This window comes from Rhodoferax sp. EU05-FHT12H12, from assembly GCF_058791215.1.
The window spans coordinates 54,150-72,321 of the sequence record NZ_JBYTDI010000005.1; the positions used below are offsets into that span (position 1 = coordinate 54,150).

Below are 18,172 nucleotides of genomic sequence, written 5' to 3' on the forward strand. Positions count from 1 at the left end.
CAGAAATGCTGTAACGAAAGGCGCGTTTCAACGGCACTGGACTCCGACATTGCCGATAAACGCAGATGTATCTCCATCGGTGTTGCCGTGCCCAATGGCTGCGTTTCCTCCCATACACGCAAAGGTACCGGGTGTCCTTTGGTCGACTCGTTCCACCCCAGTTGCCAGAGCAGGGCAATGCCAGCAAGAGCCACCAGTACCGCCGGAAACACCCAAGTGACCAGGTAAACCAATAGATTTCCAACAACTTTTTTCACGACGTTTTTCTTGGTTAGTTAGACGCGAAACACTGGGATAGGCAGGGCTACAAGCTAGAAATGCGCCACCTCTGCCCCGATAGGCATTGCATCCGTCATACGGTCGATTTAACGCTCGATTTCAACACGCCTCCGATGACAAACAAACCCGGAATCAGAATCATCGCCCAGATAATTTTGTCCAAATTTTCCTTAACCCATGGGAAGCTGCCAAAAAAGTAACCTGCGGTGCAAATGCCTAGTACCCACAGCACCGCACCTGCAATATTGAACAGCGTAAATTTACTGCGACTCATCTGCGCCACGCCGCCCACAAAAGGCACAAAAGTACGCAAAAACGGCATAAACCGCGCCGCAATGATGGTGAAACCGCCGTGGGTTTCATAGAAGGCGTGCGCCTTGTCAAAGGCTGCCTTGTTGAAAAATCGAGACTGCTCCCACTGGAAGACCTTGGGCCCGAAATATCGCCCGATGGAGTAATTGCACTGGTCGCCAAACACCGCTGCAACCAACAGCACGCCCACAGCTAACGGAAAACTCATGAGCCCCACGCCACACATGGCACCCACGACAAACAGCAGCGAATCGCCAGGCAAGAAGGGCATGACCACCACGCCGGTTTCTACAAACACTATCAAAAATAGCAGCGCATAGACCCAAGCACCATAGTTCTGAACAAAGACCTCAAGGTATTTGTCCACATGCAAAATGAAGTCGAGAAGTGAGGTAATGAGTTCCATGGGCAGCCATTATGTCCGCGGCCTAAAATGCCTGCGTGAACGCCCCACTCCCACCCTCCTTGCGCCGCCCCATCCGCGAACTGCCCGACGAACTCATCAGCCAGATTGCGGCTGGCGAGGTGGTGGAGCGCCCCTCCAGCGTGGTGCGCGAGTTGGTAGACAACGCGCTGGACGCGGGCGCCACCCAGGTGACGCTGCGTCTGTTGGCCGGTGGCGTGCGCCTGATCAGTGTCGAGGACGATGGCCAAGGCATCCTGCGCGATGAACTGCCGATTGCCTTCAAGCGCCACGCCACCAGCAAGATCGGCAACCTGCACGACCTGGAGAGCGTGGCCACCATGGGCTTTCGCGGCGAAGCACTGGCCGCTATCAACTCCATAGCTGATTGCGCAATATTGTCGAGGGCTAGCGGCCTGAATGATGCCTATTTACTGGACGGCCGCACGGGCGAACTAAAGCCTGTGGCGCGCAGCCAGGGCACGACGGTCGAGGTGAAAGAGCTGTTCTACAGCACCCCGGCCCGTCGCAAATTCCTGAAAACCGATGCCACCGAACTGGCCCACTGCATCGAGGCTGTACGCCGCCACGCACTGGCCCGCCCCGATGTGGGCTTTGCCATCTGGCACGAGGGCAAGCTGGTGGAACAATGGCGCAAGTGTGAACACGCCGACCCGCTGGCCGCCCTCGACCAGCGCCTCTCCGACGTGCTGGGCCCCGAGTTTCTGGCGCAGAGCGTGCGCGTGGACTGGCACAGCAGCCAAGCCAACGAATACGGCCAGCCCGCGCTGCGCGTCTGGGGCCGTGCCGGCGTACCCGACGCCGCCCGCTCCCGCGCCGACCAGCAGTTCTGCTACGTAAACGGCCGCTTTGTGCGCGACAAGGTGCTGACCCATGCCGCGCGCAGCGCCTATGAAGACGTGCTGCACGGCAACCGCCAGCCGGTTTATGCGCTCTACGTGGCGATGGACCCCACGCGCGTGGACGTGAACGTGCACCCCACCAAGATCGAGGTGCGCTTCCGCGACAGCCGCGAAGTGCACCAAGCGGTGCGCCACGCGGTGGAAGACACCCTGGCGGCACCCCGCGCCGCTGCAGCGGTTGGCGCCACGGCTGGGCAGACGCAGGCTCCCAGCTTGTTTGGCAGCACCGGTGAGGCAACCACCCTGCCCGCACCGGTAATTTATGTGCCAAATAGGCCTGCAGCCCCCATGTACAGTGCGCAACCAGCTATCAAATTTGAAGCAGATTCGGGTTTGATAGGCCACCGCGTCAGCGATGTAGGTGCCCTCTGGCAACGCCAGCCCACACCCCAAGAAGGCTGGGCGGCACAGGGCTTTGCGCAGGTAAAGGGGGAGCCCGCACAGCGAGCGGAGGACACGGAGCAAAGCCCTGTGCCGCCCAGCCGTCCAGCGAGCGAAAACCAAGTCTGGCCCCTAGGCCGCGCCATCGCCCAACTGCAAGGCGTCTACATCCTGGCCGAGAACACCCAAGGCCTGGTCATCGTGGACATGCACGCCGCCCATGAGCGCATCGTCTACGAACGCCTTAAAACGCAGATCAGCCTCACCGCACCCGATGGCTCGGTGCATCCGCTGGCCAGCCAACCACTCTTGATTCCCGCCACCTTCGCCGCCACCCCCGACGAAGTGGCCACCGCTGAGGCCCATGTCGCCACGCTGAACACACTAGGCCTGGAGATCAGCCCCTTCTCGCCCAAGACCCTGGCCGTGCGCGCCGTGCCCACCACGCTGGCCCAGGGCGACGCGGTGGAACTGGCGCGCAGCGTGCTGGCCGAACTGGCCCAGCACGACGCCAGCACCGTCATCCAGCGCGCACAAAACGAAATATTGGGCACCATGGCCTGCCACGGCGCCGTGCGCGCCAACCGCAAGCTCACGCTTGAAGAGATGAACGCCCTGCTGCGCGACATGGAAGCCACCGAACGCAGCGACCAATGCAACCATGGCCGCCCCACCTGGCGCCAGCTATCCCTCAAAGAGCTGGACACGCTGTTTCTGCGGGGGCGCTGACCACGCGCGCCCTGCCCTGCAGCTGAATGCTGGGCAAGTGGGACGAGGCCCGGTTGCTGGCGTTGCTGCCAACCCACGGCACTGCTACGCGCTCGGGGAATATAGAAAGTTGGGAGGACAGGCCGCATAATCGTTGCAACTTTGACTTGCATCGAGTCTTAGCCCTGTACGAACGGCCCCATTGCCTTTATCTTCCGTAGGCTGACCCGGGGCGTGTTTGTCCCTGCTCCAGGAGCTTGTCTTTTGAACGCTGTTGCACCCCAAACCAACCCCTGGGAAAATTTGCGCGGGATGCGAAACCAGCTGCTGGTGCTGGCGGCAGTCCTGTTGCTCCTGCTGTGGGTCGAGGTGCCGGACAGCCTGCGCGGCATCGCGGGGTATGAGCCTTTGCACTCCCTGCTAGAGATCATCGCCGTTGTGGTGTCCGGACTGATTTTTGCGACGGTTTGGAACGCACAAGCCCACAAGGCATCGGGCAGCATGCCCCTGCTGGCCTACACCTTTTTGGGTGTGGCACTGCTGGACTTCTCACACCTGATGTCTTTCAAGGGCATGCCGCTGTATGTCACGCCCAGCGACCCGGAGAAAGCCATCAACTTCTGGTTGGCTGCGCGACTGCTTGCCGCCGTCGGCCTGTTGCTGGTCGCCGCCCTGCCCTGGAAGCCCTTGCGCCGCCCCCTGCATCGTTATGGCCTGCTGGCAGGCGTGCTGGCATTTGTGGTGTTGGCACACTGGGTGTTCCTGTTCCATCCAAGTACCATGCCACGTACCTTTATCGCAGGCAGTGGGCTGACGGCACTCAAGGTCCGTCTGGAATACGGCCTGATAGGCCTGCACCTGTTGGCGGCAGTCTTTCTGCTGAAGCGCAGGCGCACTGAACCCGGCCCGCACCTCACGGCACTGCTGGGTGCGGTGCTGACCATGGCCATGAGCGAGCTGTTCTTCACGATGTACGCCAGCGTGACAGACCTGTTCAATTTGGCCGGCCATGTGTACAAGGTAATCGCTTACCTGTTCCTCTACCAGAGCATCTTTGTCGCGACCGTACAGCGCCCCTACCAGGCGCTGGATGCGGTTCAGAGCAGCCTCAAAGCCACGCTGGAAGCGATTCCCGACATGATTTTCGAGATGGAGCTCAACGGCACTTACTACAGCTACCACACCCCCCAGATTGACCTGTTGGGCATAGCGGCCACCACGCTGGTAGGGAAAAACGTGCGGGACGTCATGCCCCGCGCCTCCGCCGACACCGTACTTGCGGCCCTAAAAGAGGCCATGGACAAGGGCCGCTCCAGCGGGTATTTGGTCAAGTTGCGCTTGCGTGACGGCTGGCGATGGTTTGAACTCACAGCCGCACGCAAGGCGCTGGAAGCCGATGCTGAACCACGACTCATTGTGCTGACCAGGGATGTCACTGAACGCATGGAGTCAGAGCAGCAACTCAAACTGCTGGGAACGGCCATGGCAGACCTCAACGACATTGTGCTGATCACGGAAGCCGAGCCCTTGCACGGTGCGGGCCCGCGCATCGTGTTTGTGAACGAGGCGTTTGAGCGCAAGACCGGGTACACCCGGGAAGAGGTTTTAGGCAAGACACCCCGCATCCTGCAGGGCCCCCATACCGACCGCGCCGTGTTGGACCAGATCCGCCAAAGCCTGCAGCACTGGAAATCAATCCACGCCGAGCTGATCAACTACAGCAAAAGCGGCGAGGAATTCTGGGTGGAGCTCAATATTGCCCCCATCGCCGACAGCACGGGCTGGTTTACCCACTGGGTCTCTGTACAACGTGACGTGACGGAGCGCGTCCGGGCGAAAAATGCCTTGCAGGCGTCCCTGCAACACACCCAGGCCATTCTGGACAACATGGCCGATGGCGTCGTCACCATCGGCCCGGATGGGTTGGTCAGAACGTTCAACAAAGCCGCAAGTGCCATGTTCGGCTACAACGCCGACGAAGTGGTGGGGCGCAATGTGTCCATGCTGATGCCCGAGCCCCACCGCAGCCAGCATGACGGCTACCTCGAACACTACCGGCAGACAGGCGAAGAACGGGTACTTGGCAAACCCCGCGAACTGGAGGGCAGGCGCAAAGACGGCAGCACCTTCCCCATGAACCTCTCGGTATCGCAAACCATACATCTGGGCGAAGCGACCTTCATTGGCCTGGTGCGTGACATTACCCAGCGACGCTCCGATGAGGAAGAAATCCGCAGGCTGGCGTTTTACGATGGCCTGACCGGCCTGCCCAACCGCCGCCTGCTGGCCGACCATCTGCGCCATGCGCTGGCCGCTTCCAGTCGTAGCGGGTTGTATGGTGCAGTGATGTTCCTGGACCTGGACCACTTCAAACAGGTCAACGACACCCAGGGGCATGCAGTGGGTGATGACCTGCTCCAGCAAGTGGCCACCCGTCTGCAAATGGCCGTGCGCGAGGGTGACACCGTGGCCCGCTTGGGTGGTGATGAATTCGTGTTGGTGCTGGAAAATCTCAGTGCCAAACACGATGAGGCAGCTGCGCGTGCGGAAGTAGTCGCCCATAAGATCTTGCACTTGTTGGCCGAACCCTGCAGCCTGCAGGGCAAGCCCCACGTGGCAACGACCAGTGTAGGCATCGCCTTGTTTGTGGAAAACAGCAAAAGTTATGACGACTTGCTCAAGGAGGCCGATGCCGCGCTCTATCAGGCCAAGGCCGCGGGGCGCAACACCTTCTGCTTTTTTGACCCCGCTATGCAGGCCAAGGCGGTGGAGCGCAGCCAGATGGAAGAAGAAATTCGCCATGGTCTCCTAGCGCAAGAGTTTGTGCTGTTCTACCAACTGCAAGTGGACCCGCACGGCGGCAGCCTGGGGGTGGAGGCACTGATCCGGTGGCAGCACCCCCAGCGAGGCATGGTGTCGCCCGCTCACTTCATTCCATTGGCTGAGGAGACCGGCCTGATATTGCCGCTGGGCCAGTGGGTGCTTGAGACCGCTTGCCAGCAGTTGGCCCGCTGGGCCCAAGACCCTTGCACCGCCCACCTGACGATCGCCGTCAATGTAAGCGCTGCCCAGTTTGCACAAGCTGACTTTGTGGCACAGGTCGAGCACGCCTTGACCACCTCCAACGCGCCACCGGAACGGCTGAAGCTGGAACTGACGGAAAGCACATTGGCCGCCAATGTGGAAGACCTGGTCCTGAAGATGAGTGCCCTGCGCCAGCACGGCGTGAGCTTCTCGCTGGACGATTTCGGCACCGGCTATTCCTCACTGGCATACCTCAAGCGCCTGCCGCTGCAGCAACTCAAGATTGACCAGGGCTTTGTGCGCGACCTGCTGACCGACCCCAACGACGCCACCATCGCCCGCACCATCATCTCGCTGGGCCATAGCCTGGGGCTGGTGGTGATTGCCGAGGGGGTAGAGGACGAAGGCCAACGCCAAGCCCTGGCAAGCATGGGATGTGATGCTTACCAGGGCTACTATTTCGGCAAGCCGCTGCCGGTCGACACCCTCGAAGCGGGGCTGCGCAACAAGGTGTAGTCCACCTAGTACTTCAGCGCCGTACTCTTACCCCAGAACACCCGGTACGCAAACACCGTGTAGCCGATGATGACCGGCAGCACGACCACGGTGCCATAGAAGATGACCAGCAAAGCCTCGGGCGCGCTGGCGGCGTTCCAAATGGTGAGTTTGTCCACCACCAGCCACGGGAACAAGCTGTAGGCCAGGCCATAAAAGGCCAACAAAAAAATCCCTACGGTGCTGGCAAAGGGCACGGCTGCGCCGTACTGGTTGGCTTGCGCCAGACGCGTGGGCAGGCGCTTCAGGCTGCGCGCAATCACCACAAACAGCGCAACCGTCGTGGCCGGAATCGGCAGCAGCATCACCACATTGGGAAAGCTGAACCATTTGTCAAAAATGCGCGGGCTGACCCAGGGTGTGGCCAGTGAAATGGCAACCACACCAGCGGCCGTGAGCCACAGGCTGGCCTGGGCCCAGCGCACGGCCTTCATTTGCAGCGCACCTTCCGTCTTCATGATCAGCCAACCCGCGCCCAGCAAGCAGTAGGCTGCCACCAGGCACAGGCCAATCAACGCATTGAAGAGTTGACTGCCCCAGTCGCGGCCAAAACCGGTGACCAGCCCGCCCAGCATGAAACCCTGCGACCAGCCCGCCAACAGTGAACCGGCATAGAACGCACGGTCCCACAAAGGCTTGTGCTCCGCCCGCGCTTTCACCCGAAAGTCAAACGCCACACCGCGCAGCGTCAGCCCAAACAGCATCAGCGCCACCGGCAGATACAAGGCTCCCAGAATGACGCCGTGCGCCATGGGAAACGCCACCAGCAACACGCCCACTCCCAGCACCAGCCAGGTTTCGTTGGCGTCCCAAAAGGGGCCGATACTGGCAATCATGGTGTCCTTCTGCGCCTCGTCATCGGCCCGGCGCAGCAGCACGCCCACCCCCAGGTCGTAGCCATCCAGAATCACATAGGCCAGCATGGCCAAGGCCATCACCAGGGCAAACACCAGAGGCAGCCAGCCTGCGGGTTGGCTCAGGTCGGGCAGGGTCAGCAGGTGGTTGGGTTCAAGCACGGGTAGCCTCCATCTCGGTTGTGGCCGCTTTGCGTGCCAGATAAAACACCACCCGCACATAGGCGAACAGCAAGACGGTGTACAGCGTGAGGTACATGGCCAGCGTGAGTGCGATATTGCCGGCGGGCACCGTGGATGCGGCTTGCGCCGTGGTCAGCACGCCGTACACCAGCCAGGGCTGACGGCCAATCTCGGTCACGTACCAGCCTGCCAGCAACGCCACCCAGCCAGAGAAAGTCATGGCCACCAGCACGCGTGCCAACCACGGCTGCAAGCCGCGCTTGCGCACCTGCCACACCGCCAGCCAACTCATGCCCAACATCAGCAGGCCCACCCCCACCATCACCCGGAAGGCCCAGAACACCGGTGCCACGGGTGGGTGTTTGTCACCAAATTCCTTGATGCCTTTGATTTCTCCATTCCAGTCATGCGTGAGGTAGAACGACGCGAGTTTGGGAATGGCGATTTCGAATTTGTTGGCTTGGCTGGCCTGGTCCGGCAACGCGAACACCACCGCAGGCGCACCCTTTTGGGTGTCCCAAATACCCTCCATGGCCGCCAGCTTGGCGGGCTGGTGTTGCAGGGTGTTCAGGCCGTGCAGGTCGCCCACCACAATTTGCAGCGGTATCAGCACGGCCGCCACATACAGCCCCGTGCGCAAGGACGCCTGCACGGTCGCGCCTTTGTCGCCCAAGAGCCAGCGGTAAGCGCTGAGGCCTGCCAGCAAAAAGGCCACGGTGAGACCCGAGGCGATCAGCATGTGCGTCATCCGGTAGGGGAAGGACGGGTTAAAGATCACTTCCATCCAACTCGTCACATGCGCTTGGCCGTTGATCATCTCGAAGCCCGCGGGGGTGTGCATCCAGGAGTTGAGCGCCAGAATCCAGAAGGCGGACGCCGTGGTCCCGGCAGCCACCAAAAAGGTGGCGATGGTGTGCACCCGCTCACTCACCCGCCCCCGGCCGAACAGCATGATGCCCAGCATGGTGGCCTCCAGGAAGAACGCGGTGAGCACCTCGTAGGCCAAGAGCGGCCCGGCCACATTGCCCACCGTGTTCATGAAGCCCGGCCAGTTGGTGCCAAACTGGAAACTCATGGTGATGCCACTCACCACACCGAGCGCAAAGGTCAGTGCAAACACCTTGACCCAGAACTGGTAGGCATCCATCCAACGCTGCTGCCCCGTGGCGTTGAAGCGGGTTTTAAAAAACAACAACACCCAGCCCATGCCGATGCTGAGGGTGGGAAACAGGATGTGGAAACTGATATTGGCCGCGAACTGGATACGCGCCAGCACGATGGGGTCAAAGCTGTCCATGGTCCACTCCATCGGTGTCGGACTTGGCGGGAGTGAACACACTCTTCACCCGGTCTTTCATCTCCAGCAATTTTTGCACCTTGGCCCCCAACTGCATCAGGCTGGCCAGCGTGGTCGAGTCCATCTTTTGCACATCGTCCAGCCAGTCCGTCATCAGCTCGATGAAGGCGTGCATCTGTTTCATGCGCTCCTGGGCGTGGATGTCTTCGGCCACACTGGGCTGCTCCATCAGCGCGTCACGCAGCATGGAGAGCGTCGGATCAATCTCGCGCTTGCGCCGCTCCGCCGCCAGCGTGCGAAAGATGGCCCACACGTCCTCGGGTGCCTGAAAGTATTCGCGCCGGTCATTGGGCTGGTGGATCAGCCGCACCAGGTTCCACGACTGCAACTCTTTGAGCCCCATGCTCACGTTGGAGCGGGAAAAGGTAAGCGCCTCCCCTATCTCGTCCGCATTCAGCGGCTTGGCCGACACATACAACAGCGCGTAAATCTGGCCCACCGTGCGGTTGATGCCCCAGCGGCTGCCCATTTCGCCAAAGTGCAGCACAAAGCGCTGCGTGAGCGGAGGTAGGTTCATGGTTCTGGTCTTTCCTGAATTTTCAGTATTTTCTGAAATTTCAGGAATTCATGAAGATCAGGAAAAAATTATTGACCTATCTCAAGGGATATTCCAGACCTCAATTCAGCATGACTTGGCGCGCAGCTCGGCCAGAGTGATGCCGGGGCGGGTGGGCAGCGCAAGCCGCTGCGCGAAGTCTTGGGTTGTCATGCGCGCTGCGATTGTGCGACGGTTGACCTGCATCAAACTTCCCGCAGGCGAATTTCGCAGGTCGGCCCGGATAATTTCGGCATGACGTCTGCCACTGTAAACACTGCCCTGCGCACTCCCGAATTGCTGGCCCCCGCAGGCTCTTTGGCCATGCTGCAAACCGCACTTGCGTTTGGCGCCACGGCGGTGTACGCCGGCCAACCGCGTTACAGCTTGCGCGTGCGCAACAACGATTTCGGCAGCCTGGACGTGCTGCGCGCGGGCATTGAGCACACCCACGCCCTGGGCAAGAAGTTCTACCTAGTCTCCAACATCTTCCCACACGGCAACAAGACCCAGAGCTATGTAAAAAACATGCAGCCAGTGATTGACCTGAAGCCCGACGCGATGATCATGTCCGACCCCGGCCTCATCATGCTGGCGCGTGAGGCTTGGCCCGACATGGAGATTCACCTCTCGGTGCAGGCCAACACGGTGAATGCGGCGGCGGTGAAGTTCTGGAGCAAGGTGGGCATCCGCCGGGTGATCCTCTCGCGCGAGTTGTCACTGGACCAGGTGGCGCAGATCCGTCAGGACTGCCCGGACACCGAACTGGAAGTGTTTGTGCACGGCGCGCTGTGCATCGCGTATTCGGGCCGCTGCCTGCTCTCGGGCTACTTCAACCACCGCGATGCCAACCAGGGCAGTTGCACCAACTCCTGCCGCTGGGACTACAAAACCCACACCGCGCAAGTGGACGCCAGTGGTGATGTGCTCTCGCCGCCTCCCGCCGGCCACGCCTGCGGACAGGGCAGCAGTGTGCCTGCCGAAGCCCAGCAGAGCATTGCCTACCTGCTGGAAGAAAGCCAACGCCCCGGCCAGTACATGCCCATCGAGGAAGACGAGCACGGCACCTACGTCATGAACTCCAAAGACCTGCGCGCCATCGAGCACGTGCAGCGCCTGGTGGAAATCGGGGTGGACTCGCTCAAGATCGAGGGCCGCACCAAGAGCCCGTATTACGTGGCCCGCACCGCGCAGGCCTACCGCGCCGCCATTGACGACGCTGTGGCCGGCCGGTCGCTCAACCCCGAGCTGCTGGGCCAGCTCGAAGGTCTGGCCAACCGGGGTTACACCAGTGGCTTCTTCCTGCGCCACACGCCCGAAGCTACGCAGAACTATTTGCGCGGCTACTCCGAGAGCGGCCGCAGTTTGTATGTGGGCGATGTGCTGGCCTTTGATGCGGAGCGCGGACTGGCGCAAGTGAATGTGCGCAACAAATTTTCCGTGGGCGACCGGCTGGAGATCATCCACCCCGCAGGCAACTTCGATGTGACTTTGCAACGCATGGAAAACACAGAGGGCGCGTTCATGGACGTGGCCCCCGGCAGCGGGCACACGGTGTGGGTGGACTTGCCGGAAAAGGCTGTGGGCGCGTTTGTGGCGCGTTATGTGGCAGAAATGGGCGCAGCTGGCGCAGAGTTGCCCGACAGGTCCGCACAACTTCCGGCGCTTGTCCCTGGCTGAGGCGTGGGGCGGCACCCGGGGTTATCCAGACCGGATGACCCGACACAGGCCTAAATAGGTCCAAACGGACTATTGGAGCCCGGAGTCAGGTGAATTACATTTGTTTACAGATCAACCTGTACTGTGCAAAGAGTCACCATGAACTACCAAAAGATATTGGGCGTCGCTGTCATCGGCTTGGCATCGTCTGTGTCGTCCATGGCCGGCAATAGCCTGACCTTCCAAGGTGTCACCTTCAGCACCTACGCCGTGGACAGCGACACGTTGCAATTGACGATAGACAATGCCAATGCGGCTACCGGCAACTGGACTGGCGTGCAGTATCTGAAGGCCTTCGCACTGAAGGACATTGGTGATTTCACTGCGGCATCTGTGGTGAGTGGCCCTTCGTTTTCCTCTGTGGTGGAGGGCAACCAAGAATTGAACGCCAACGGATGCGCAGGTGGTGCGTCTGGCGGTGCCTGTTTCACGTTTTCGCCTTTGGCTGCATTGACCAGCTCCATGAGCTGGACCATCAACTTCACGGCAGCCATTGGCAAGACCCTGGATTTTTCCGCTCCACACCTCAAAGTGGACTTTTACAAGACACTGACGCAAACCAAGAGCACGGGTGATTTGCTGTCCCAAACCCTTCCTGTGACCGCAGTGCCAGAACCCGAAACCTACGCCCTGATGCTGGCAGGATTGGGGCTGTTGGCCACTATCGCACAGCGACGCAAAGCCCGGCAAGGTTGAACCCGGCACACGACACCAAGGGAGCCTAGGCTCCCTTTTTTATTTGTGAATTCCACGCCAGGGAATGCCGTGCATGGGCTGACAATGTTCCACGCATGAAAACCAAATATTTCGCGCAACTGGTTGCGCTGTCCGCCCTGTGGGGCGCGTCTTTTCTGTTCATCCGCATGGCCAGCCCGGTGTTTGGCCCCAATGTGTTAGCCCTGTTGCGTGTGGGCATGGCCACCGCCACCCTGGCCCTGCTGATGCGGGCCATGCGCCAACCCTGGGCCTGGCAGCACTGGCGCACGCTGGCCATCATTGGTGCACTTTCGGTGGCCGCACCCTTTTTGCTGTTTGCCTGGGCTGGGTTGCAGCTGCCCGCGGGCTACAGCGCGCTGCTCAATTCCACGGCCGTGATCTTTGGCATGTTTGCCTCGGCCCGCATGGGGGAAGACACCATCACCATGCGCAAGGTTTTGGGCTGCGTGTGCGGCTTTGCAGGTGTGGCCTTCATCGTGAGCCTGGGGCCGGTGCAACTCTCGGCCAGCGTGGTGCTGGCCGTGGGTGCATGTGTGCTGGCTTCCGCCTGTTACGGCTTTTCTGCCCCCATCACCAAACAGGCAGTGGGCCGCCTGCAGCCGCTGCAAATTGCGGCTGGCATCCACGCGCTGTCGCTGCTCATGCTGCTGCCTGGTGCCGCCTACAGCCTGCCGCAGGCGCAGTTCACGCTCCAGGCGCTGATGGCCGTTGCCGTCATGGGCATCGTCACCTCGGGACTGGCCTACTGGGCCCACCTGCGTATCCTGCGCCATGTCACCCCCGTGGCTGCCATGAGCCCCATCTTCATGGTGCCGGTGTTTGGGGTGCTGTGGGGGCGCCTGTTTCTGGGCGAGGCACTGGGCAGCGGCCTGCTGATCGGCGGCGCATTGGTGCTGCTGGCCAGCGCCCTGATCACCGGTTTCAACCCCCTGCAGCGCTGGCTGGATTTGATCGACGCCAAACCCTGAAACCGCACTGTCATGGCTTGGTCACACGGCGGCACCATCATCCGCCGCTGGTCATTTCAACTCCCAGGGACATTCCATGACACGCATTCGTTTCACCGCCACCGCAGTGGCTTTGTCTGCCGCTGCCTTGCTGGCGGCTTGCGCCAACACCGGCCTGCAGACCCCCGCCTACCCCACGCTGAACGGCGCCAAGCCCTTGGTGATCGGCCACCGCGGTGCCAGCGGCTACCTGCCCGAGCACACCCTGGCCTCGTACAAAAAGGCCGTGGAACTGGGCGCCGACTTCATCGAACCCGATCTGGTCGTCACCAAAGACGGTGAACTGGTGGCCCGCCACGAACCCAACATCACCGCCACCACCGATGTGTCCGCCCGCCCCGAGTTCGCCAGCCGCAAGACCACCCGCAAGGTGGACGGCGTCAACGAGACCGGCTGGTTTGCCACCGACTTCACCCTGGCCGAGCTGCGCACCCTGCGCGCCAAGCAAGCCAATGCCGCCCGCGACAAGTCCTTTGACGGCCAATTCCAGATCCCCACCTTCCGTGAAATTCTGGAGCTCGCCAAGAGCGAAACCACCCGCACAGGCCGCACCATCGGCGTCTACCCTGAAACCAAACACCCCACCTACCACGTGGACGCCGGCCTGCCCATCGAGCCACGCCTGCTGGCCCTGCTGGCCGAGTACGGCTACACCCGCAAAGACTCGCCCGTCATCATTCAGTCCTTCGAGGTGTCCAACCTCAAGGCCTTGCGCAAGCAGACCCAGGTGCGCCTGGTGCAACTGGTGGACGCCGACGATGTGGACGCCAAGGGCAACGTGACCCTGGTGGCCCCTTTCGACAAGCCCTATGACTTTGCCGTGGCCAAAGACGGCCGGACCTTCCCCGACCTGCTGACCCCCAAAGGCCTGGCCGAAGTCAAAACCTATGCCGACGGCATTGGCCCCTGGAAGCCCTACCTGGCCAGCGCCGCCCAAGTGCTGGGCACTGACGGCAAGCCGCGTGACCTGAACGGCGATGGCAAGATCAGCGACGCTGACCGCGTAGCCCTGCCCCCCACCGATGTGGTGAAAAATGCCCACGCCGCAGGCCTGTTTGTGCACCCCTACACCTTCCGCAGCGAGGCCCCCGGCCTGCTGTCCGACTACAAGGGCGACCCCAAAGCCGAGTACAAACGTTTCTTCGCGCTGGGGGTGGACGGCCTGTTCAGCGACTTCCCAGACACCGCGGTGTCGGCACGCGACGGCAAGTAAACACGACGCCCAAGGGCCAAGCCCGCGCCCCTAGAATGGCAGGCCCATGTCTGCCATTCTTCCCCCGTCTTCCCCCTCTCGCCTGCGGCGCACAGGCACCGAACTGGCAGCCTTGTGGCACCTGGCCTGGCCCATCCTGATCGGACAGCTGGCCAATGTGGGCATGTCGGTGGTGGATGTGGCCATGGCCGGCCACGCCTCGGCGCACGACCTGGCCGGCATCTCGCTGGGCGTCTCCATCTGGAACATCACCATCATCACCCTCATGGGGCTGATGATGTCGGTCGCCCCCCTGGTGGCCCACCACGTGGGCGCCCAGGAATTTGACAAGGTGCCGCACCTGGTGCGCCAGGGCCTGTGGAAGGCGCTGGGCGTGGGGTTGTGTGCCATGGTGCTGGTCAACGTGGCCGCGCGGGTGTTTGACCACATGGACATCGAACCCCATGTGCGCGAGGTGGCCAGCGGCTTTGTCTTCATCATCAGCTTTGGCCTGCCGGCTTTCACCTGCTACCGCGTGCTCTACGGCTACAGCGCCAGCCTGAACCAGACCAAACCCATCATGGTGATGTCGCTCGCCGCATTGGCACTGAACGTACTGGTGAACTGGCTGCTGGTGTTTGGCGTGGGGCCTTTCCCGCGCCTGGGCGGGCTGGGCTGCGCCTGGGCCACGCTGCTGTGTGTGTGGCTCAACTTTCTGGGTTTGCTGGTGTGGATGCGGTTTGCACCGGCCTACCGCAGCACCTGGCCGTTTGCCCGCTGGGAATGGCCGCACCCGGAAAAACTGACGGCGCTGTGGAAACTGGGCTTTCCGATTGGCGTGACCTACTTTGCCGAAACCAGTGCCTTCGGCCTTATCGCCCTGCTGATTGCCGAGTTTGGCAGCCGCGAGGTGGCCGCCCACCAGATCGCGCTGAACTTCACCTCCCTGGTCTTCATGGTGCCGCTGAGCCTGGGCATTGCCCTGCTCACGCGCGTGGGCCAGTCGCTGGGCGCGGGCGACCCGGTGGCGGCACGCTTTCGGGCCTGGGTGGGGGTGAACGCCGGCCTGGGTTTTGGCGTGGTATCAGCCATCACCATGGCCCTGTGTGCGCACCAGATTGCCTGGGCCTACACCAATGATGCGGCCGTGGCGGCGCTGGCCGCCAATCTGCTCTTGCTGGCCGCGGCGTTCCAGCTGTCGGACTCGACCCAGGTGGTGGTCAGCTGCGCCATCCGTGGCTACAAGGTCACGCGCAGCCCCATGGTGATCCACCTCACCGCGTTCTGGGGTTTCTCGCTGCCACTGGGCTGCGTGTTGGGCCTGGCGCCGCAGTGGTTGCCCTGGCACCCGGCCCAGGCCATGGGCGCCCAGGGCTTCTGGATCGCACTGGTGGTGGGCCTCACGGTAGCCGCCGTGGGCCTGGTGCTGCTGTTGCGCAAGGTGGCGCTGGACCACCTGCCTGGGCAAGCCCGCAGCATATGAACACCGCCCTGCCCTTCCACATCTGCCTGGCCGGTCCCACCGCCAGTGGCAAAACGGCCGCCGCACTGGCGATTGCAGCACGCCACCCCTGCGAGATCATCAGCGTGGACTCCGCGCTGGTCTTCCGCGGCATGGACATTGGCACGGCCAAGCCCAGCGCCGCCGAGCTGGCCACCGTGCAGCACCACCTCATTGACATCCGCGACCCGCTCAACGCCTACAGCGCCGCCGAGTTTGTACGCGACGCGCAGACGCTCATCTGCGACATCGCCGGGCGCGGCAAGCTGCCACTGCTGGTGGGTGGCACCATGCTGTACTTCAAGGCGTTGTTTGACGGGCTGGACGACATGCCCGCCGCCAACCCCGAGGTGCGCGCCGCGCTGGATGCCGAAGCGGCCGAGAAAGGCTGGCCCGCCATGCATGCCCAGCTCGCTGAGGTGGACCCGATCACCGCCGCGCGCCTGGCCCCGGCCGATAGCCAGCGCATCCAGCGTGCGCTGGAGGTGTACCGCATCTCTGGCCTGCCGCTCTCGCACTTCCATGCGGCCAACGCTGCTATCAAAACAGAAGCTGCTCACGCAGACTCCACGAGGGCTAGAGCCCTTATTTCCTTGGAACCGGCAGACCGCGCCTGGTTGCACGCCCGCATTGCCCAGCGCTTTGACGCCATGCTGGCGCAGGGTTTTCTGGACGAGGTGCAGACCCTGCGCGCACGTGGCGACCTGCACCTGGACCTGCCCAGCGTGCGCTGTGTGGGCTACCGCCAGGCCTGGGAGGCCTTGGACGGCCTGTGGCCCCTGGCCGAACTGCGCGACAAGGGCATCTTCGCGACGCGCCAGCTCGCCAAGCGACAGATCACCTGGCTGCGCTCCATGCCGCAGCGCCGGGTGGTGCCCGCCGATGCACCCGATGCGCTGGCGCAAGTGCTCGCACTGGTAGACAACACACTCGCCCAACGCGCCGCCCCATGACCCTGCGCGTCCAGCACCTCAGCAAGCACTACGGCAGTACGCCGGTGTTTGCCAACGTCTCACTCAACGTCGCGCCCGGCGAGTTTGTCGCCATCGTGGGCGAATCCGGCGTGGGCAAGTCCACCCTGCTCAACTGCATGGCCGGGCTGGACCACTGGGACAGCGGCAGCGTGCAGCTGGCCGGGCACGACCTGGGCAGCCTGAACGATGACGCACGCGCCCTGCTGCGCCGCGAGGCCGTGGGTTTTGTGTTCCAGGCCTTCCATGTGCTGCCGCACCTGGACGTGGCGCAAAACGTGGCGCTGCCCCTGCTGCTGCTGAACCGGCCCGACCCGGCGCGGGTGGAGGCGCTGCTGGAAGCGGTGGGCCTGGGCGGACTGGGTGCGCGCCTGCCCCAGCAGCTCAGCGGTGGGCAGTTGCAGCGGGTGGCCATAGCACGCGCCCTGGTGCACCAGCCCGCCCTGCTGCTGGCCGATGAGCCCACCGGCAACCTGGACCCCACCACCGCCGCCAAGGTGATGGACGCCCTGGTCGCGCAAACCCGCCAGCATGGCACGGCGCTGGTGCTGGTCACCCATTCGCTGGCCGCCACCGCCCAGGCCGACCGCGTGTTGCACCTGCGGGCCGATGGCATGGTGCCACCGTCCTGAGCGGCAAGCCCCTCGGCGAGACCCCTGGCAACACAAGCAAGCGTGCTTGCGCTAGACTGGTTTTCATGGATACACAACGCCGTGCCCACACCAGCCTTCGCACCCTGCTGACCACCACGTTTTGCGCCCTGTGCAGCTTGGCCGCACAGGCCGATTGCAGCCGCCCTATGCAAGTGCCCGTATCAGCCACCGGGCAGAGCGTGATCATCAGCGAGGGCACGATCAGCGGCATTTACCCCGAACTGCTGCGCTCGCTGGGCGGAAAAGACGGCTGCGAATTTGTGCTGAGCCCGATGCCACGGGCGCGCCAAGAGCTGCTGTTTGAAACCGGCAAGGCGGACCTGCTGGTTCCTGCCGTCAAGACCCCGCGGCGCGATGAACACGGCATCTTTGTACCCCTCACCCGCAGCCGGGCCACCATCATTTCGCTTGACGCGCGGCGCGCGCCCTTCAAAAGCATGTATGACCTGCTCGAGCGCAAAGACGTGCGCGTGGTGCTGGTACGCGGCTTTGACTACGGCCAACCCTACCAGGAGCTGGTAGAGGCCCTGCAGCGGCACAACCGGCTGGTGCTGGAGTCAGACCCTCTGGCGGTGGCCCGTGTGCTCAAGGCCAACCCCGGCGATGTCACCATCATGGCGCCGGTGATTTTTGCCGGAGCCATCCAGGACGATGCACGGGTCAGTGACCTGGCGGACAAACTGCGCTTCGACCCGGTTGCCGAGCTGCCGTGGGGCGACAACGGCCTCTACATCTCCAAAAACTCCCTCAGCAAAGAAGACAGCGCCACATTGCTGGCCCTGCTGAATCGCCCGACCGTCGCCAACACGCTGTGGAAGAGTTTTCAAACCTACTACCCCGCCAACCTGCTCAAAGAGAGCATCCGGCCGCGCGACAGCAAGTAGCGCTGCGCGCGGCC

Annotated in this window: 15 protein-coding genes; 11 read left to right on the forward strand and 4 right to left on the reverse strand. The window is 62.5% G+C overall.

All coding sequences use genetic code 11. The features are described 5' to 3' along the window. Positions 1-352 precede the first annotated feature (352 nt). Positions 353-997 (reverse strand): VTT domain-containing protein, encoded by a 645-nt coding sequence (locus AC3WS7_RS14770; RefSeq protein ID WP_492656887.1) that lies wholly within the window; start codon positions 995-997, stop codon positions 353-355. Between the two features lie 35 nt (positions 998-1,032). On the opposite strand from AC3WS7_RS14770, the gene mutL reads away from it, so the two are divergent. Both mutL and AC3WS7_RS14780 read left to right on the forward strand, forming a co-directional pair. After that, positions 1,033-3,027 carry a DNA mismatch repair endonuclease MutL gene (mutL, locus tag AC3WS7_RS14775; RefSeq protein ID WP_492656888.1) on the forward strand — a complete coding sequence of 665 codons (1,995 nt, stop codon included), beginning with the start codon at positions 1,033-1,035 and terminating at the stop codon, positions 3,025-3,027. A 291-nt stretch (positions 3,028-3,318) separates the two neighbouring features. Further along, positions 3,319-6,546 (forward strand): bifunctional diguanylate cyclase/phosphodiesterase, encoded by a 3,228-nt coding sequence (locus AC3WS7_RS14780; RefSeq protein WP_492656889.1) that lies wholly within the window; start codon positions 3,319-3,321, stop codon positions 6,544-6,546. Between the two features lie 5 nt (positions 6,547-6,551). Here the strand turns inward: AC3WS7_RS14780 and AC3WS7_RS14785 are convergent, their stop codons facing one another. From AC3WS7_RS14785 to AC3WS7_RS14795, 3 genes are read right to left on the reverse strand one after another with little or no spacing between them, the layout of a single operon-like run. Further along, positions 6,552-7,583 carry a cytochrome d ubiquinol oxidase subunit II gene (locus AC3WS7_RS14785; protein ID WP_492657041.1) on the reverse strand — a complete coding sequence of 344 codons (1,032 nt, stop codon included), beginning with the start codon at positions 7,581-7,583 and terminating at the stop codon, positions 6,552-6,554. A gap of 10 nt (positions 7,584-7,593) precedes the next feature. Then, the gene (locus tag AC3WS7_RS14790) at positions 7,594-8,919 is read right to left on the reverse strand and encodes a cytochrome ubiquinol oxidase subunit I (protein WP_492656890.1); all 1,326 of its coding nucleotides are present in this window, start codon (positions 8,917-8,919) and stop codon (positions 7,594-7,596) included. Further along, the gene (locus AC3WS7_RS14795) at positions 8,906-9,496 is read right to left on the reverse strand and encodes a GbsR/MarR family transcriptional regulator (protein ID WP_296471738.1); all 591 of its coding nucleotides are present in this window, start codon (positions 9,494-9,496) and stop codon (positions 8,906-8,908) included. Before AC3WS7_RS14795 ends, AC3WS7_RS14790 begins: the two co-directional genes overlap by 14 nt. Here AC3WS7_RS14795 and AC3WS7_RS14800 point away from each other — a divergent pair. The 9 genes from AC3WS7_RS14800 to AC3WS7_RS14840 all read left to right on the forward strand — a co-directional run bounded on the left by AC3WS7_RS14800 (position 9,495) and on the right by AC3WS7_RS14840 (position 18,158). Continuing rightward, the gene (locus tag AC3WS7_RS14800; protein WP_492656891.1) at positions 9,495-9,773 is read left to right on the forward strand and encodes a hypothetical protein; all 279 of its coding nucleotides are present in this window, start codon (positions 9,495-9,497) and stop codon (positions 9,771-9,773) included. The genes AC3WS7_RS14795 and AC3WS7_RS14800 overlap by 2 nt on opposite strands. Continuing rightward, positions 9,770-11,194 carry a prephenate-dependent tRNA uridine(34) hydroxylase TrhP gene (gene trhP, locus AC3WS7_RS14805; RefSeq protein WP_492656892.1) on the forward strand — a complete coding sequence of 475 codons (1,425 nt, stop codon included), beginning with the start codon at positions 9,770-9,772 and terminating at the stop codon, positions 11,192-11,194. Before AC3WS7_RS14800 ends, trhP begins: the two co-directional genes overlap by 4 nt. 138 nt (positions 11,195-11,332) lie before the next feature. After that, complete coding sequence (locus tag AC3WS7_RS14810) at positions 11,333-11,929, forward strand: PEP-CTERM sorting domain-containing protein (protein ID WP_492656893.1); 597 nt, start codon at positions 11,333-11,335, stop codon at positions 11,927-11,929. A 95-nt stretch (positions 11,930-12,024) separates the two neighbouring features. Beyond that, a complete protein-coding gene (locus AC3WS7_RS14815) occupies positions 12,025-12,918 on the forward strand; it encodes a DMT family transporter (RefSeq protein ID WP_492656894.1) in 894 nt (297 codons plus the stop codon). Positions 12,919-12,994: 76 nt separating this feature from the next. Then, positions 12,995-14,170: a glycerophosphodiester phosphodiesterase gene (locus AC3WS7_RS14820; protein ID WP_492656895.1), complete on the forward strand. Its 1,176-nt coding sequence runs from the start codon at positions 12,995-12,997 to the stop codon at positions 14,168-14,170. Positions 14,171-14,216: 46 nt separating this feature from the next. After that, positions 14,217-15,632: an MATE family efflux transporter gene (locus tag AC3WS7_RS14825; RefSeq protein WP_492656896.1), complete on the forward strand. Its 1,416-nt coding sequence runs from the start codon at positions 14,217-14,219 to the stop codon at positions 15,630-15,632. Beyond that, a complete protein-coding gene (gene miaA / locus AC3WS7_RS14830) occupies positions 15,629-16,603 on the forward strand; it encodes a tRNA (adenosine(37)-N6)-dimethylallyltransferase MiaA (RefSeq protein WP_492656897.1) in 975 nt (324 codons plus the stop codon). The genes AC3WS7_RS14825 and miaA overlap by 4 nt, the downstream gene beginning before the upstream one ends. Then, the gene (locus AC3WS7_RS14835) at positions 16,600-17,253 is read left to right on the forward strand and encodes an ABC transporter ATP-binding protein (RefSeq protein ID WP_492656898.1); all 654 of its coding nucleotides are present in this window, start codon (positions 16,600-16,602) and stop codon (positions 17,251-17,253) included. Before miaA ends, AC3WS7_RS14835 begins: the two co-directional genes overlap by 4 nt. Positions 17,254-17,318: 65 nt before the next feature. Continuing rightward, the gene (locus AC3WS7_RS14840) at positions 17,319-18,158 is read left to right on the forward strand and encodes a substrate-binding periplasmic protein (RefSeq protein ID WP_492656899.1); all 840 of its coding nucleotides are present in this window, start codon (positions 17,319-17,321) and stop codon (positions 18,156-18,158) included. The last annotated feature ends 14 nt before the right edge of the window (positions 18,159-18,172 follow it).

Excerpts from the sequence above, each read along its gene's own strand:
- AC3WS7_RS14795 (WP_296471738.1), bottom strand. The coding sequence starts at position 9,496 with ATGAACCTACCTCCGCTCACGCAGCGCTTTGTGCTGCACTTTGGCGAA.
- AC3WS7_RS14770 (WP_492656887.1), bottom strand. The coding sequence starts at position 997 with ATGGAACTCATTACCTCACTTCTCGACTTCATTTTGCATGTGGACAAA.
- trhP (WP_492656892.1), top strand. The coding sequence starts at position 9,770 with ATGACGTCTGCCACTGTAAACACTGCCCTGCGCACTCCCGAATTGCTG.
- AC3WS7_RS14825 (WP_492656896.1), top strand. The coding sequence starts at position 14,217 with ATGTCTGCCATTCTTCCCCCGTCTTCCCCCTCTCGCCTGCGGCGCACA.
- AC3WS7_RS14790 (WP_492656890.1), bottom strand. The coding sequence starts at position 8,919 with ATGGACAGCTTTGACCCCATCGTGCTGGCGCGTATCCAGTTCGCGGCC.
- AC3WS7_RS14810 (WP_492656893.1), top strand. The coding sequence starts at position 11,333 with ATGAACTACCAAAAGATATTGGGCGTCGCTGTCATCGGCTTGGCATCG.
- AC3WS7_RS14815 (WP_492656894.1), top strand. The coding sequence starts at position 12,025 with ATGAAAACCAAATATTTCGCGCAACTGGTTGCGCTGTCCGCCCTGTGG.
- miaA (WP_492656897.1), top strand. The coding sequence starts at position 15,629 with ATGAACACCGCCCTGCCCTTCCACATCTGCCTGGCCGGTCCCACCGCC.
- AC3WS7_RS14780 (WP_492656889.1), top strand. The coding sequence starts at position 3,319 with ATGCGAAACCAGCTGCTGGTGCTGGCGGCAGTCCTGTTGCTCCTGCTG.
- AC3WS7_RS14840 (WP_492656899.1), top strand. The coding sequence starts at position 17,319 with ATGGATACACAACGCCGTGCCCACACCAGCCTTCGCACCCTGCTGACC.
- AC3WS7_RS14835 (WP_492656898.1), top strand. The coding sequence starts at position 16,600 with ATGACCCTGCGCGTCCAGCACCTCAGCAAGCACTACGGCAGTACGCCG.
- AC3WS7_RS14800 (WP_492656891.1), top strand. The coding sequence starts at position 9,495 with ATGGTTCTGGTCTTTCCTGAATTTTCAGTATTTTCTGAAATTTCAGGA.
- AC3WS7_RS14820 (WP_492656895.1), top strand. The coding sequence starts at position 12,995 with ATGACACGCATTCGTTTCACCGCCACCGCAGTGGCTTTGTCTGCCGCT.